General features: G+C 36.7%; 15 protein-coding genes. 9 read left to right on the forward strand and 6 right to left on the reverse strand.

Annotation, left to right across the window (positions count from 1 at the left end):
• Positions 1 to 322: 322 nt before the first annotated feature.
• Complete coding sequence (locus AA980_RS15875; RefSeq protein WP_024029302.1) at positions 323 to 775, reverse strand: cupredoxin domain-containing protein; 453 nt, start codon at positions 773 to 775, stop codon at positions 323 to 325.
• A 262-nt stretch (positions 776 to 1037) separates the two neighbouring features.
• Here AA980_RS15875 and mprF point away from each other — a divergent pair, with 262 nt between their 5' ends.
• Positions 1038 to 3563, forward strand: a complete 2526-nt coding sequence (mprF, locus tag AA980_RS15880; protein ID WP_024029303.1) for a bifunctional lysylphosphatidylglycerol flippase/synthetase MprF — start codon at positions 1038 to 1040, stop codon at positions 3561 to 3563.
• A 146-nt stretch (positions 3564 to 3709) separates the two neighbouring features.
• Complete coding sequence (locus tag AA980_RS15885; RefSeq protein ID WP_024029304.1) at positions 3710 to 4870, forward strand: D-alanyl-D-alanine carboxypeptidase family protein; 1161 nt, start codon at positions 3710 to 3712, stop codon at positions 4868 to 4870.
• Positions 4871 to 4910: 40 nt separating this feature from the next.
• Here the strand turns inward: AA980_RS15885 and AA980_RS15890 are convergent, their stop codons facing one another.
• Entirely contained in the window at positions 4911 to 5168 is a 258-nt protein-coding gene (locus AA980_RS15890; protein ID WP_024029305.1) for a hypothetical protein, read from the reverse strand.
• Positions 5169 to 5341: 173 nt separating this feature from the next.
• On the opposite strand from AA980_RS15890, the gene AA980_RS15895 reads away from it, so the two are divergent.
• On the forward strand, positions 5342 to 5830 hold the full coding sequence (locus AA980_RS15895; protein WP_024029306.1) for an Hsp20/alpha crystallin family protein: 489 nt from the start codon (positions 5342 to 5344) through the stop codon (positions 5828 to 5830).
• Positions 5831 to 5923: 93 nt separating this feature from the next.
• Positions 5924 to 6334 (forward strand): hypothetical protein, encoded by a 411-nt coding sequence (locus tag AA980_RS15900; RefSeq protein ID WP_024029307.1) that lies wholly within the window; start codon positions 5924 to 5926, stop codon positions 6332 to 6334.
• A 29-nt stretch (positions 6335 to 6363) separates the two neighbouring features.
• On the opposite strand, the gene AA980_RS15905 is transcribed toward AA980_RS15900, so the two are convergent.
• A complete protein-coding gene (locus AA980_RS15905) occupies positions 6364 to 6606 on the reverse strand; it encodes a YkuS family protein (RefSeq protein ID WP_024029308.1) in 243 nt (80 codons plus the stop codon).
• Between the two features lie 99 nt (positions 6607 to 6705).
• Between AA980_RS15905 and AA980_RS26475 the strand changes: the two genes are divergently transcribed.
• A complete protein-coding gene (locus tag AA980_RS26475) occupies positions 6706 to 6837 on the forward strand; it encodes a YuzL family protein (protein WP_024029309.1) in 132 nt (43 codons plus the stop codon).
• Positions 6838 to 7066: 229 nt separating this feature from the next.
• On the opposite strand, the gene AA980_RS15910 is transcribed toward AA980_RS26475, so the two are convergent.
• Both AA980_RS15910 and AA980_RS15915 read right to left on the reverse strand, forming a co-directional pair.
• A complete protein-coding gene (locus tag AA980_RS15910; RefSeq protein ID WP_024029734.1) occupies positions 7067 to 8686 on the reverse strand; it encodes an ABC-F family ATP-binding cassette domain-containing protein in 1620 nt (539 codons plus the stop codon).
• A gap of 381 nt (positions 8687 to 9067) precedes the next feature.
• Entirely contained in the window at positions 9068 to 9670 is a 603-nt protein-coding gene (locus tag AA980_RS15915) for an SCO family protein (protein WP_024029735.1), read from the reverse strand.
• A 138-nt stretch (positions 9671 to 9808) separates the two neighbouring features.
• On the opposite strand from AA980_RS15915, the gene AA980_RS15920 reads away from it, so the two are divergent.
• The 3 genes from AA980_RS15920 (at position 9809) to AA980_RS15930 (ending at position 13168) form a co-directional block, all read left to right on the forward strand.
• The gene (locus AA980_RS15920; protein WP_024029736.1) at positions 9809 to 10204 is read left to right on the forward strand and encodes a CidA/LrgA family protein; all 396 of its coding nucleotides are present in this window, start codon (positions 9809 to 9811) and stop codon (positions 10202 to 10204) included.
• On the forward strand, positions 10188 to 10865 hold the full coding sequence (locus AA980_RS15925; protein WP_024029737.1) for an LrgB family protein: 678 nt from the start codon (positions 10188 to 10190) through the stop codon (positions 10863 to 10865). The genes AA980_RS15920 and AA980_RS15925 overlap by 17 nt, the downstream gene beginning before the upstream one ends.
• A 374-nt stretch (positions 10866 to 11239) precedes the next feature.
• Positions 11240 to 13168 carry an endonuclease MutS2 gene (locus AA980_RS15930; protein WP_024029738.1) on the forward strand — a complete coding sequence of 643 codons (1929 nt, stop codon included), beginning with the start codon at positions 11240 to 11242 and terminating at the stop codon, positions 13166 to 13168.
• Positions 13169 to 13211: 43 nt separating this feature from the next.
• Here the strand turns inward: AA980_RS15930 and AA980_RS28060 are convergent, their stop codons facing one another.
• Complete coding sequence (locus tag AA980_RS28060; RefSeq protein ID WP_024029739.1) at positions 13212 to 13343, reverse strand: hypothetical protein; 132 nt, start codon at positions 13341 to 13343, stop codon at positions 13212 to 13214.
• Between the two features lie 61 nt (positions 13344 to 13404).
• Here AA980_RS28060 and AA980_RS15940 point away from each other — a divergent pair, with 61 nt between their 5' ends.
• Complete coding sequence (locus AA980_RS15940; protein WP_024029740.1) at positions 13405 to 13608, forward strand: cold-inducible protein YdjO-related protein; 204 nt, start codon at positions 13405 to 13407, stop codon at positions 13606 to 13608.
• Positions 13609 to 13646: the final 38 nt, after the last annotated feature.

Genomic DNA, 13646 nt, shown 5'->3' on the forward strand with positions numbered 1-13646 from the left:
GTAGGTTTTTTTATAAAATATAACAGATGAGATATTTTTAACTTGAATTTAGTATAACAGCTGTAATATGAATTGTGGCAGGTAAAATAGCGGGTAATTGTTAAGATATTGTGAAATGTTGGTGTTTAAGGATTTTTAGGGGTTTAGATGTGACTATTCTATGAACTATTCCTAGTTCAAATAAAAACTGTACTATAAAAATTAGGTAAAGTAGATAATCTGTTATATAAGTGGAAGTCGATAATATCAACATATTAACAGTGAAAACCTATGAAACAGTAGACTTTGAACAATGAAAAAAGCAGGAATACTGCCCCTGCTTTTAATTGACTACAATATCCGCAACCATCGGACCATTATGCGATCGATCTGAATGTGCCTCACAAATTATCCGGTAAGTACCTGCTTTATCGAATTGAAGTGGAACTATGGTTTCCTCACCTTTTTTTACAGTTCCCTTAATTTTTGTGCCTTCAATATAGAAAGGATGTTTTTCTCCGTTAATTCCACTAATAAACAAATTCACTTTTTCCCCCTGTTTCATTGAGATTGATCCAGGATCCCACCGATATACCTCTAATTCCTTGCCATTTTTCATTTTCGTCTTGAATTCTACTGTAACCATATGAATCTCACGGATATCCTTATCTGATTGTGAATTAAATACGGTAGAATCACCTGCTTTTAACATAAACCATGCTGAAATACTGGCAAGCACAACTCCTACCGCTAGAAAGAAAAGCAATGTTTCTTTTTTTAAGACCAAGAATTTCACCTAATAACCCCCTTATCAATTTGTCCTAATTAATACTTATGCAGAGTAGGTTAGAAAACTTGTCTATTTTTAAAAATTTTAATTTGCATAAGCGAAAAAAGGGAACACAGCATGTTGGTTTCATAGATTACAATGGTTGAACATCCAAGAAAATGTCTACAATGTGAATAACGAATTGGCGTTTAAACGAATATATTTCTTTGTTTTTCCTAGCGAAAAGTTTATATTTAAATCAGGAATGAAAAAATAGGTGGTTATCTTGTTGGGGATTAGAAAAGAAAAAATATTAAAAGCAGTAAAAATTATTTTTCCATTGTTTTTATTAATCTTTGCAATCATAGAAATCAAAAAGTTTACCGGGGATTTAAATGTACAGTTGCTTAAAGATGAGATCAATCAACTGAACTTCTGGATTTTATTGGTTATATTAGCGATTACCTTTGCTGCTGTATTACCAATGCTGTTATACGATGTTATTTTAATCCGCATATTGAAATTAAGAGTTCCAAAAAGAGAGCTATTAGAACAATCGTTTATTGCTAATTCTTTTTCCAATTTAATCGGTTTTGGCGGTCTGATTGGCGCCATGCTTAGAACCTACTTTTTTCACAAGCTTGAACAGGATAAAAGAAGGCTGCTTGGGGTCATTGCCTCGGTTTCACTTTTTTATTTAACAGGGATTTCAGCGCTGACCTGGATTGTAACGATTGGATTCCGGCACTTTCCATTGTTTGCAGATGTAAAGTGGCTCTATTTTGCCGTGTTAGGCGTGGGGCTTTATCTGCCGATTTTTTTAGTTATCCATACCTTTAAGTCAAAAAAAAATCAGTCCTCGATTACGGCTAATGTCAGTATTGAGCTTGTTATCGTTTCTATTGTAGAATGGCTGGCAGTTTTTATAGCTATTTATGCTTTAAGCAGGATTTTGGGCATTCCGATCTCTTTTAAGAATCTTTTTCCTGTTTACATTGTGGCAGCATGTGCAGGCATTATTAGTATGATACCGGGCGGACTTGGGTCGTTTGATTTAGTTTTTATCTGGGGCATGCAGGATTTACATATACCCGAAGAAAAAGTATTAGTGCTTCTATTGTTTTACCGAATCGGTTATTATTTCATCCCTTTTCTTATCAGTCTTGTGTTTTTTGTAAAACTATATTGGGAAAAATGGAACCAGTCATGGAATTATTTGCCGAAAGCGATTATCCAAAGATTGAGCCATGTCCTATTAACAATGCTCGTTTTTTTATCAGGATTAATCCTGCTTTTATCTGCAAGTGTACCAGGCATCATGTCCAGGCTAAGGGTAGCTCAAGAACTATTAGCACTGCCAATTATTAATGTTTCCCACCAACTGTCGGTGGCGGCAGGTTTTTTACTGTTGGGTTTATCCCGCGGAATTGAATACAGTGTTAAAAGGGCATATGAGTTGACAATGTTCGCCTTAATTCTTGCGGCGTTATTCTCTATTTTTAAAGGAATAGATTATGAGGAAGCTATCTTTTTAATTATTGTAGCGCTAATCCTTCGGTCATCAAAGGGACAATTCTATCGCGAAAGTTATGTTCTGACATGGGGTAAGACCATTTTTGATGTTACAGTCATTCTGATTATCACATCGATGTACATTTTAATAGGGTATTTAAATTTACCGCTAGCAAAATTAACCATTCCACAAAAATTGTTACCTTATGTGATTGTCGATTACCGTGATTTATTTACGAGTGCCTTCATTGGATTGGTGATCGCGTCATTAATTATTGTTACAGGCTATTTGATCAGCTTTCGTAAAAAATGGAAATTTGAGAAATCTCGGGGGCGTGAGAAGGAAATTTTCATCCATTTAAAGAAGTATCAAGGGAAGGTTTTATCCCATTTGATATTCCTGCATGACAAATATATCTTTTGGAATTGCAAGAAAAATGTTTTAATCCCTTTTCAGCAATACGCAGACAAGCTTGTTATTCTAGGAGATCCAATTGGTGAACAAAACGAAATCTCTAACGCAATCGATGAATTTCAGGAAATCGCGGACTTACACGGATTTACGCCTGTTTTTTATCAAGTCAGTGATGCGATGCTTCCTTATCTACACGGACATGGCTTTGCGTTTTTTAAATTAGGGGAAGAGGCATTTGTCGATCTTAAGAACTTTTCACTCTCAGGAAACAAAATGAAAAGTCTAAGAGCGATAAAGAATAAATTTAATCGTGAACATTTTTATTTTGAATTGTTGCAGCCTCCTTTTACAGATGGACTCTTATCCGAACTAGAAGAAGTTTCAAATGATTGGCTCCAGGGGAGAAAAGAGAAGGGGTTTTCATTGGGATTCTTTGATCGCGACTATTTAAATAAAGCGCCGATTGCACTGGTTAAAGATAATCAGAACCGGATTTTGGGCTTTATGAGCATTATGTTTGTGTATGATGATTATCAAACTATTTCAGTTGATTTAATGAGGTTTAGGCCAGAAGCAGAAACAGGAACCATCGATTTTCTTTTCCTTTCTTTAATTGATTGGGCAAAGGATCAGGGTTATCAACGATTTAATATGGGAATGGCACCGCTGGCAAATGTTGGACTATCAAGATTTGCTTTCTTAAGCGAAAAGATTGCGGCGCAAATTTTCTTGCACGGACACTTTATTTACCACTTTCAAAGCTTAAGAAAATTTAAAGCGAAATATACAAATATTTGGGAACCGAAATATTTGGCTTACAGAAGAAAAACGTCCTTACCTCTCATAATGACACAAATTACCTTATTAATTTCGAAAAGAAGAACTTAAGTTACCGCCGGTTGGGGAATAGTCCTCCAACCGGCTTTTTGTCCTGTATAATTTCCACTTTGAACCAAACTTTAGGAAAAACTATTTATTTTTCCAAAAAATCTGGTAAAATCAAAGAGGAATTAAACATAAAAGGGTGTTAAATATTGAATAAATTTGTTTCTTTTATCATGGTTGTACTCCTGCTGTTAACGAATCAATTAACTGCCAATGCAGCAGAAAATCAGCAATTAGCTCTAAAAAGTGAAGGAGTTGTCTTGCTGGATTCAGATACTGGTGTTGTGCTCTACGCAAAAAATGCAGAAGAAAAAATGTACCCGGCAAGTCTTACCAAAATCGCTACCGCCATTTATGCGATTGAAAAAGGGAATTTAGACAGTATCGTTACCGTCAGTGCTAATGCAGTAAATCAAGATGGAACCAGGGTATATTTGAATGAAGGGGAACAGGTCCCATTAAAGAAACTAATCCAAGGGATGCTAATCAACTCCGGAAATGATGCAGCAGTGGCAATTGCTGAGTATATGGACGGAACTGTAGAACATTTTGGAGAAAATCTTAATGAATATCTTAAATCAACGATTGGAGTGAAAAATACCCATTTCATCAATCCTAATGGTTTGTTTGATCAAAATCATTATACAACAGCAATGGACTTAGCTTTAATGACGAATTATGCCATTAAGAACCCTGTTTTTTCTGAAATTTTTGGAACCAAAAGGCTTGAGTGGGAAGGGCAGTCATGGAAAACGACGCTCTTCACCCATCACCGGATGTTGAAAGGCGAATTGCCTTACGATGGTATTACCGGCGGGAAAACAGGCTATACAACAGAAGCGAAACAAACCTTGGCAACGACCGCTGATAATGGGAAAATAAGGTTAACTGCTGTTGTCCTGAAGTCTGAGCAAAAAAGAGATAAATATGATGACACGGCACTATTGTTTGATTATGGATTTAAAGCTTTTCAGCAGGAAACAATTAAGCAAGGGGAAATTTTTAAAGAGGATAATAAAGAATTTTATCCTGAAAACGACACCATTATTACAGAGTCAGTCGACGGATGTATTAAAAACGTAGATAGTAACGGAATGTTGTCGATAGAAAATAAAAATGGTCAAGTAATCCAGTCAATCCAATTAAAATATAACGAACCGCCAAAGCCTAAGGTAGCTGCTAAGAAGATTGAAAAACCAAAAGAAAGTGAAAAACCGCTCCTACAGGTAAATGTTATTTTGGGGTTTATGATTATTGCGTTTATAGGAATCTTAATAGGTATCCGAAAAAAGATTAATAGAAAATTTTAAAAAGCCGTGGAAAGAATCCTCTTTCCGCGGCTTTTTTTCCTTACATCTTTTCAAAGTTTAAAGGACTGGAGTCGAAGGATGCAGGAGAATCAATTTGATCTCTGTCATCAACAAAACTTCGTGTTCCGAAAAAATCACTATTATCAGCTGAATTTTGCCCAAAGCCCTGATTTTTTTTATCATAATTATGCCAATCAGCTAAAAGATTTTGACCAATATTTACTGCAGAAGCATTTTCAAAGGAATTAATTTTAATCATAAATATATTAATATTAATATATGGAGCTGGAGCGGGCATTTCATCGCCTCCTTTTTCTTGCTTTTAAATATATGCGTTTCTTGAACGTTTATGAAGAAGAGGGATATAAGGATTAAAATACAAACCAGTTTAGTAATATGGAAGTAGGCAGATAAAAATGGATTACATTGTTGTTAGGTACCCTTTTAAAGGGACGAAGGGGGTGTGGATAGATGGATATGGAAAAGTTAAAACAATGGATGGATGTTGCCAAGAATATGAATGGCGGGGATTTCTGGAGTAATATATTTGACCAAGAGTTCACCAAACAATTTATGAATGACCAACAATTTAAAACGCCTTTTTCAAACGTTGAGGGGGAGGGGGTTCGAGAACAGAAAAATTCACGGACATTCCCGATTATCGACGTGTTAGAAAGCGAGCATGAAGTGATGATTATGGTGGAGCTTCCAGGGGTTAAGAAAGAGAATATTGAATTAGGACTCAACGGCGATATCCTAACCATTAAAGGCGAGGCCCTGCCAATCCATCCACAATTTAAAATCACCTATTCTGAAAGGTTTTATGGCGAATTCCAGCGTCAAATTAAATTACCTGATACCGTCCGTCCTAATCAGCTTAATGCTAAATTTTGGAACGGCTTATTGTTTGTAAGTTATCATCGCACGATTGAAAAAGGAGAAATCATTCCCATCGACTAGCTAAATTAACCGTCTCCTTTTTAAAGTGGACATGTTAAGCTGTTTTTCCCATATAAATGAAGTATGGTATAAAGTAAGGGAGCGTTTGTGAGCATGTCATTAAAAAATTTATTCTTGATATTCCGGAAAAATGAATATGATAAGGAATTAAAGAAAAAATTGTCTTCCTTGGAAATCAATTTAATGGAGATAAAAAGTACTTTGCAAAGCTTCCAAGAGCAAATACCGACAGAAAAAATAATCAAAACCAAGGATCCGCCGATTATCATCGAAAAAATTAATATTGAAAAAATCATAGTGGATAAATACGAGCTCAATAATAATTTTGGCCAGCTGGGAATAAAAGAATTAACAGGTAAGTTAAACATTGGGGCAACATATGGCAGTGAATATACCCCTAATTTAGATGAAGAAGAAAAAGGGGAAAATAATCGTAATGAAAAAAAGCAAGAGCCTTTTTCAGAAAAAGGCCCGAGGGTGAATATTAAAGCAAAAAAAGACTAAAGTGGAAATTCTTTAGTCTTTTGAAAAAATTAGTGCAGCCTGCTCTCCACTTGTTGACAAACTTCATCTGCGGACATCCCATTTGCATCAATAACAGAACCTTTTGTGAAGGTATCCTGCATTCCCATCATGTTAGAATCCAGACCGGTAATCACACAGCAATCACAATTTTGGGCATCTGCTTCCTGTTTTAGTTCTACAACATCATAACCCTTTTCCCTTAATGCCTGCTGAATATTTGTAAGAGATTGTTCCACTCCAACTTTTGCCATACAAAACACCTCCTCCTCTAGATTATCATGCCAAAGTTTCAGCTAAATATTCTGTATAAAAGAGATAATCTTCCAAAAGCTAATAGGGGAGGTGGGCATATGGGAAAGCGTAAAAAAGACGCATCAACAATTGGGCTTAATTCTGCGCAAGTGGAAGGCCAAGGAACAACAACAACCGAAACAGGTGCAATAGCAGAACCATCATCAAGAAAAAAACAAAAAAGATACTAGGAAAAGCGCAAGCGCCCTGTTCAGCGGCGTATGGCCTGGAGCGCTCCAACTGAGATAAAGGAAACACGAAGAGCGTAGCGATTCGATGTTGACTTATCGTAGGGCGGAGAGCGAAGGACATTAGCCGCTAGGGCGCTGGAGCTGGACTCAAAGTTCAATGATTTAAATTCTGATAAGATAACAAAAATGGCACCCAAGGATTTAAACCTGGGTGCCTTTTTCTGTTCTATTATTGATACATTTCTGCCACTTGTTTTTGAACATCCGCATTTTCAAGATATTCATCATATGACATTTGCTTATCCACTAATCCATTTGGCGTTAATTCAAACACGCGGTTTGCTATAGTTTGAATGAATTGATGGTCATGTGAAGCGAACAGTAATGAGCCTTTAAAATTGATTAGTCCATTATTGAGAGCGGTAATCGATTCTAAGTCCAGATGGTTTGTTGGCTCATCCAGCAGCAACACATTGGCACCGTTTAGCATCATTTTAGAGAGCATGCAGCGAACTTTTTCTCCCCCTGATAGGACGCTTGCTTTTTTCAATACTTCTTCCCCAGAGAAGAGCATTCTTCCTAAGAATCCTCTTAAGAAGCTTTCGCTATCATCCTTAGGAGAAAACTGGCGAAGCCAATCGACAAGGTTGAGGTCGCTATTTTCGAAATACTCGGTGTTATCTTTAGGAAAATAAGCCTGTATAGTTGTAATTCCCCATTTGAAAGTTCCGGCATCTGCTTCCATTTCACCCATTAAAATCTTGAAAAGAGTCGTCTTGGCCAGCTCATTTGTCCCAACAAGGGCAATTTTGTCTCCCTTATTCATTGTAAAACTAATATTATCAAGGACCTTCACACCGTCAATTGTTTTTGTTAACCCATCCACTCTTAATAAATCGTTTCCTATTTCACGATCTGGAGTAAACCCAACAAATGGATACCGGCGTGAGGAAGGTCTTATATCATCAAGTGTTATTTTATCTAACAATTTCTTCCGGGAAGTAGCTTGTTTTGATTTAGAAGCATTCGCGCTAAAGCGGGCAATAAAGGCTTGAAGTTCCTTTATTTTTTCTTCTTTCTTTTTGTTCGCGTCTGATGCCATTCTTGTGGCTAATTGGCTCGATTCATACCAAAAATCATAGTTTCCTACATAGACTTGAATTTTTCCAAAGTCCAAATCTGCGATGTGCGTACAAACCTTATTAAGGAAATGACGATCATGGGAAACAACGATAACAGTATTTTCGAAATTAATTAAAAAATCTTCAAGCCATTGAATCGCTTTGATGTCCAAGTGGTTTGTCGGCTCGTCTAGCAGCAGTACATCTGGTCTGCCGAATAAAGCCTGAGCAAGCAAAACTTTCACTTTTTCTGAGCCTGATAGGTCGGCCATTTTTTTATCGTGAAGGTCTTCACCAATACCCAGCCCTTTTAATAGAATGGCCGCCTCTGGTTCAGCTTCCCAGCCATTTAATTCAGCAAACTCACCCTCGAGCTCGGCAGCTTTCATGCCATCTTCATCCGTAAAGTTTTCTTTCATGTAAATCGCGTCTTTTTCCTGCATAACTTCATAGAGTCTCGCATGACCCATAATAACGGTTTTTAGTACTTCAACTTCCTCATATTCAAAATGGTTTTGTTTTAACACAGCCATCCGTTCATTTGGTCCAAGTTGAACAGTTCCGGTTTGCGCTTCGATTTCACCAGATAAAATTTTCAAAAAAGTTGATTTTCCGGCGCCGTTTGCGCCAATAAGGCCGTAGCAGTTCCCAGGTGTAAATTTAATGTTTACATCTTCAAATAGCTTGCGGTCTCCATATCGTAAACCTACATTACTAACGGTAATCATATTTAAAACATCCTCCAAAAAACCATATTGCCATATATTATATCATGAAAATAGAAGAAGAGCGAATTCCGTTTTTAAGGGTAAGATTCTAGTAAGAAAAATTTTCTAAAAATTTTTTTCTATTTTCACACTTTATTCATAAATTTGTTGTAGAATTGTTTTTAAGAAGTCTTAAAGAGGGTGAGAAGTATGGCAAAAAAACAGCTTACTGAACTCGTTAACAAGTTAAAAAAAGCAGGTATTAAGGCGAGTCTAACCAAACCAAAGTCCAATTACCTATTATCTTTACAGCAAATTAAAAAATTTCCTTCATCCGTGAATTAAATAAGAAAAGATGGTAATAAAAGCGATTGATCCAAAGGGACTAACCGCTTTTTTTATTCACCTAATTTTCTCTATGATTTTGTCGTAGACATCTTGTTTATTAAAGCCTTTTCCCATTGGAAATTTCGCAGTAAATTTATTGTTTTGATCCACTAAATAAATAAACGTTGAATGGACGAACTGTCCGTTTCCCGGGTCCTTGTATTGAAATTGCAAGGCATCCGTTACCCGGTTAATATAGCTTTGATCCCTTTTTATATTTTTCTTTTCCCCCGTTAAAAACATCCAATGATTGTCATTGTTAATTCCGAACCCTTTCATATACACTTGAAGAATCTCTGGGGTATCACGATAGGGGTCAATTGTTATCGTGATAAATTCAATATCCTTACCGAAAACTCCACTTTTTACTAAATCCTTTTTCAGATCCACCATCTTTTGTGTGGTAGTTGGACAAATGTCTGGACATTGGGTATAAATAAATTCTATTAGCTTTAATTTGGTCTTATCCTTACCAAAATTATAGGTTTCGCCATTCTGGTTAATTAAGCTGACATTTGCTGGTATGACCGCATTTGCATCCCGAATGAGAAAGAAAGAAATTCCTCCGGCTATACCGAAGAACACGGCAAGACAGCAAATGAGATAGATTTTTTTCATAACATTCCCTCCTACCATTAAGATAAAGAAGTTTTTTTAAAAAGGATATGGATATTCTGTGAACAAACATAATGATTCTGATTTGTCATTCATTTATACTTATTATTGGTTGTAATTTTGGAAAGTTAGGTGTTAAACATGATTAGAACGATGGGAAAATTTTCGATTCAAATGTTGATACTTATTGGTATTTATCAAATTGGCAATCTTACAGTGCGGATTTTCCATTTGCCGATCCCTGGTAACGTCAGCGGTATAATTATTCTTTTCTTCTTGCTTTGGATAGGTATCATTAAGATTGACCATATAGAAATGGCGGCTGGCTGGCTGCTAAAGCATCTAAGCTTCTTCTTTATTCCGATTTCGGTAGGATTAATGACACTAGGGCCGGTCTTTGTAACGAAAGGCGTATCCTTCCTGCTTGTTCTTATCGTTAGTGCATTTATTGGTCTTTTATCAGCGGGAAAAGCAACGCAAGCCGTCATTATGAAAAAAGAAAAGGAAAAAGTAAACTATCATGATCACGCTTTATAGTATTCTCTTAACTATGTCTGTCTATTATTTTGCACGTTTCCTAGCAGCGAAATATTCCTCTCCGTTAACAAGTCCGGTATTTATTAGCACGGTCATCATTATCATTTTTTTAGTTATGTCAAATGTTTCTTATGATGAATACATTCCTGCAAAAAACATCATGACCTATTTGCTTGGTCCAGCAACGATTGCTTTAGCAGTACCCATTTACAAAAATCGGCTTATGTTTGCTAAATACTTTGTCGCAGCTATTATGGGGTTGTCAATCGGGATTATTACCACGATAACATCTGCCATTCTATTAGCAAAATGCTTTCAATTTTCGAAAGATTTTACGCTTGCTTTAACCGTAAAATCGGTAACTGTTCCGGTTGCAACGGAAATAGGGAAGATAATTCATGGCAATATCTCGTTAATCGTTGCCTATGTGATTATAACTGGAATGATTGGCGCGATGTTTGGAGCAAAGCTCTTGAACATGTTTAAGGTTGATCATCCATTTGCCCGAGGGCTGTCTATAGGTACGATTGCCCATGGAATTGGAACTGCAGAGGCAGTAAAGGAAGGAGAGATTCAAGGGGCAGTTGCAGGTGCAGCGATGGGGATTGCAGCAGTATTCACGTCGTTTATCATCCCATATCTCATTCCTTTAATGTTTTAATTGAGGTTTAGATTTGTATATTGACATATGGTTCCAAATATCATATTCTTTAGAAGAATTTAATTTTTCTTATAAGGGAGTATGTTTTATGTCTGGTGTCGTTCTTAACTAATCCAATCAATTGGATAGTTTCATTCCGGGTAGTCTCGTTTTTTGAATTACATGAACGGGGTCTTATTTAGTCATGGAATGAAGATAAGAACAATGGGCAAGCATACGCATACATCCTTTTACCAATGTAGCTGTGTACACTCGTGTAGACAGTTTTTATTTTGGTTAAATTTGAGTATGAAAAATGAGTGATTCCACTCATATCCTTTAGCCGCAATGACATTGTTCATTGCGGCTATTTTTAATTTAAGGAGGAAAATAAATTGAACCTGCATACCATTAACACTTTAGAATTCAACCAAATTAAAGAACAAATTACACAATACGCTTTGACAAAAGAGGGGAAAGCAAAAATCGGGTGCCTGACACCTTCTACCAATAAAAGGCAAATTGAAGCGTGGCTTGATGAGGTTTCGGAGGCGGTTGAAATATTGAAAAAGAGTGCAAGTGTTCCTGTTCATGGGCTTGACGGGATGGAACAGCTGATAGGGAATATGAATAAGGGTGCTGTGCTTAGACCAGATCAGTTGACAAAATTTTATGATTTTTTGGATTGCTGCGGCAAGATGCGCCGCTTTATGAAGGATAAAATTTACTACGCTCCAAGAGTGTCCGCCTATATAGATGCAATTGATGAATTACCTGAGTTAGCAAGTGAAATCATCCGCTGTATTCGAAATGGCAGAGTAGATGATTATGCGAGCAAGGATCTATTAAAAATAAGAAAGCAAATAGCCATACATGAGGAACGGCTGAAAGAAAAAACAATGCAATTGATTCGCTCGAATAAATATAAAACGTATTTACAGGAAAATGTAGTCAGCCAGAGAAATGGGCGCTACGTTATTCCGATTAAAAAGGAATTTCGGAATAAACTAAAAGGAACGGTGTTAGATACTTCGGCTTCCGGTTCCACTCTGTTTATTGAGCCTGAAGAAATCACCATTTACCAGGACCAGTTAACGTGGGCAATTGCCGATGAAGAAATGGAAGAGCAAAAGGTTTTGAGTTATTTAACCGGTTTAGTTGAGGAAAAGGAACAGCAGATCCACCTAGCAATGGAAACAATGGTCCACTATGACTTCTTATTTGCAAAAGCAAAGTATTGTCGTTTTATTAATGGCTCTAAAGTGAGTATTAATGAAACAGATGAAATTAGTTTGATTCAAGCGAGGCATCCGCTCTTAGGAGAAAAAGCGGTGCCGTTGTCACTCAGGTTAGATAGGGAGCAGCAGGCATTAGTTATTACCGGTCCGAATACGGGCGGAAAAACGGTAACAATTAAAACTGTCGGTCTATTAACCTTAATGGTCCAGTGCGGTCTTCATATTCCTGCAGCCGAACAAAGTAAACTTTGTGTCTTTGAGAAGATACTGGTGGATATCGGGGACGGACAGAGTATAGCAGAAAATTTAAGTACGTTCAGTTCAAGAATTGTCAATATTATTGAAATCTTGAAGGATACTACTAACCGGACATTGGTTTTATTAGATGAACTTGGGTCTGGAACGGATCCCGGGGAAGGAATGGGACTGGCGACAGCGATACTGGAAACCCTTTATGAAAAAGGAGCCGCTATCCTGGCCACGACACATTATAGTGAGATTAAAGAGTTCGCCGAAACACATCACGGATTTATTAATGGTTCAATGGAATTTGATTTAAATACACTTAGTCCAACCTATCGCTTAAATATAGGCAGAGGCGGGGATAGTCGGGCATTTGCAATTGCTCTAAAGCTTGGGATTCACCCGAAAATTATTGAGAGAGCCCATCACATTACCTATAAGGAAGAGAAGCAGTATACAACGGAAGTAACAACTACGTGGAAATTGAAGGAATTAGAAAAACAAGTGATGGTAAATAAATACAAGGACCGTAAAAGTGACACGAACAAAACCGAGATGAAAGTGTCAATTTTTCAGCATGGTGATAATGTAAAGATTTCGCCAACAAACGAGTTTGGGATTGTCTATTCCGGTCCTGATACCCATGGGAATTATGTGGTTCAGATTAAGGGGGAGAAATCATTAATCAACCATAAGAGGATTAAGCTATATATCGCAGCCAATGAGCTGTACCCTGACGATTATGATTTCGATATTATTTTCCAAACTAAAGAAAACCGCAAGAAAAGCAAACTTCTTTCCAAAGGACATGAGGAAAATTTAACGATTGATTATAATGAATAAAAAAATGAAAGCTGGAACTTTTGTGAAGAAGTTCCAGCTTTTTTTATTTCTGTTTCATATATTGTTTTGCAAGCAACTCTTTTACTTCATTATAGCTTAAACCAGACTGGCTGTTTAACCGTTTGACCTCTTCAATGTCAGTTCCTACAACAGTATATCCTTTTTGATTTTTCATTTTTTAATTCCTCCAAAGTTAGAATGTTTTCCGAAATGAAAAGGGACTTTTTGGACATACTATGAAAAAGGAGGCGGTTCTCATTTTTTATGGTAAACGTAAAGAAGAAGAAATTGAAGTTATAATGGTGGATACTGAAATTTATTCGTGTATGGACCATTCATGTATCGGGTGGATGAGAAAAGATTTTGTTGCAGATGACTTACTTTGCCCGATGTGCGGCAATGAAATGACACATGAAATAAGAGAGCTTCCGAAAATTTAATAACGGGATAATGCAGAAGACTGTCACAGGACATTTGA

It is taken from the genome of Neobacillus vireti (genome assembly GCF_001026695.1).
Lineage (GTDB): Bacteria > Bacillota > Bacilli > Bacillales > Cytobacillaceae > Neobacillus > Neobacillus vireti.

Excerpts from the sequence above, each read along its gene's own strand:
- AA980_RS15940 (WP_024029740.1), top strand. The coding sequence starts at position 13,405 with ATGAAAAAGGAGGCGGTTCTCATTTTTTATGGTAAACGTAAAGAAGAA.
- AA980_RS15900 (WP_024029307.1), top strand. The coding sequence starts at position 5,924 with ATGTCATTAAAAAATTTATTCTTGATATTCCGGAAAAATGAATATGAT.
- AA980_RS26475 (WP_024029309.1), top strand. The coding sequence starts at position 6,706 with ATGGGAAAGCGTAAAAAAGACGCATCAACAATTGGGCTTAATTCTGCG.
- AA980_RS15910 (WP_024029734.1), bottom strand. The coding sequence starts at position 8,686 with ATGATTACCGTTAGTAATGTAGGTTTACGATATGGAGACCGCAAGCTA.
- AA980_RS15905 (WP_024029308.1), bottom strand. The coding sequence starts at position 6,606 with ATGGCAAAAGTTGGAGTGGAACAATCTCTTACAAATATTCAGCAGGCA.
- AA980_RS28060 (WP_024029739.1), bottom strand. The coding sequence starts at position 13,343 with ATGAAAAATCAAAAAGGATATACTGTTGTAGGAACTGACATTGAAGAG.
- AA980_RS15890 (WP_024029305.1), bottom strand. The coding sequence starts at position 5,168 with ATGCCCGCTCCAGCTCCATATATTAATATTAATATATTTATGATTAAA.
- AA980_RS15915 (WP_024029735.1), bottom strand. The coding sequence starts at position 9,670 with ATGAAAAAAATCTATCTCATTTGCTGTCTTGCCGTGTTCTTCGGTATA.
- AA980_RS15895 (WP_024029306.1), top strand. The coding sequence starts at position 5,342 with ATGGATATGGAAAAGTTAAAACAATGGATGGATGTTGCCAAGAATATG.
- AA980_RS15920 (WP_024029736.1), top strand. The coding sequence starts at position 9,809 with ATGATTAGAACGATGGGAAAATTTTCGATTCAAATGTTGATACTTATT.
- AA980_RS15925 (WP_024029737.1), top strand. The coding sequence starts at position 10,188 with ATGATCACGCTTTATAGTATTCTCTTAACTATGTCTGTCTATTATTTT.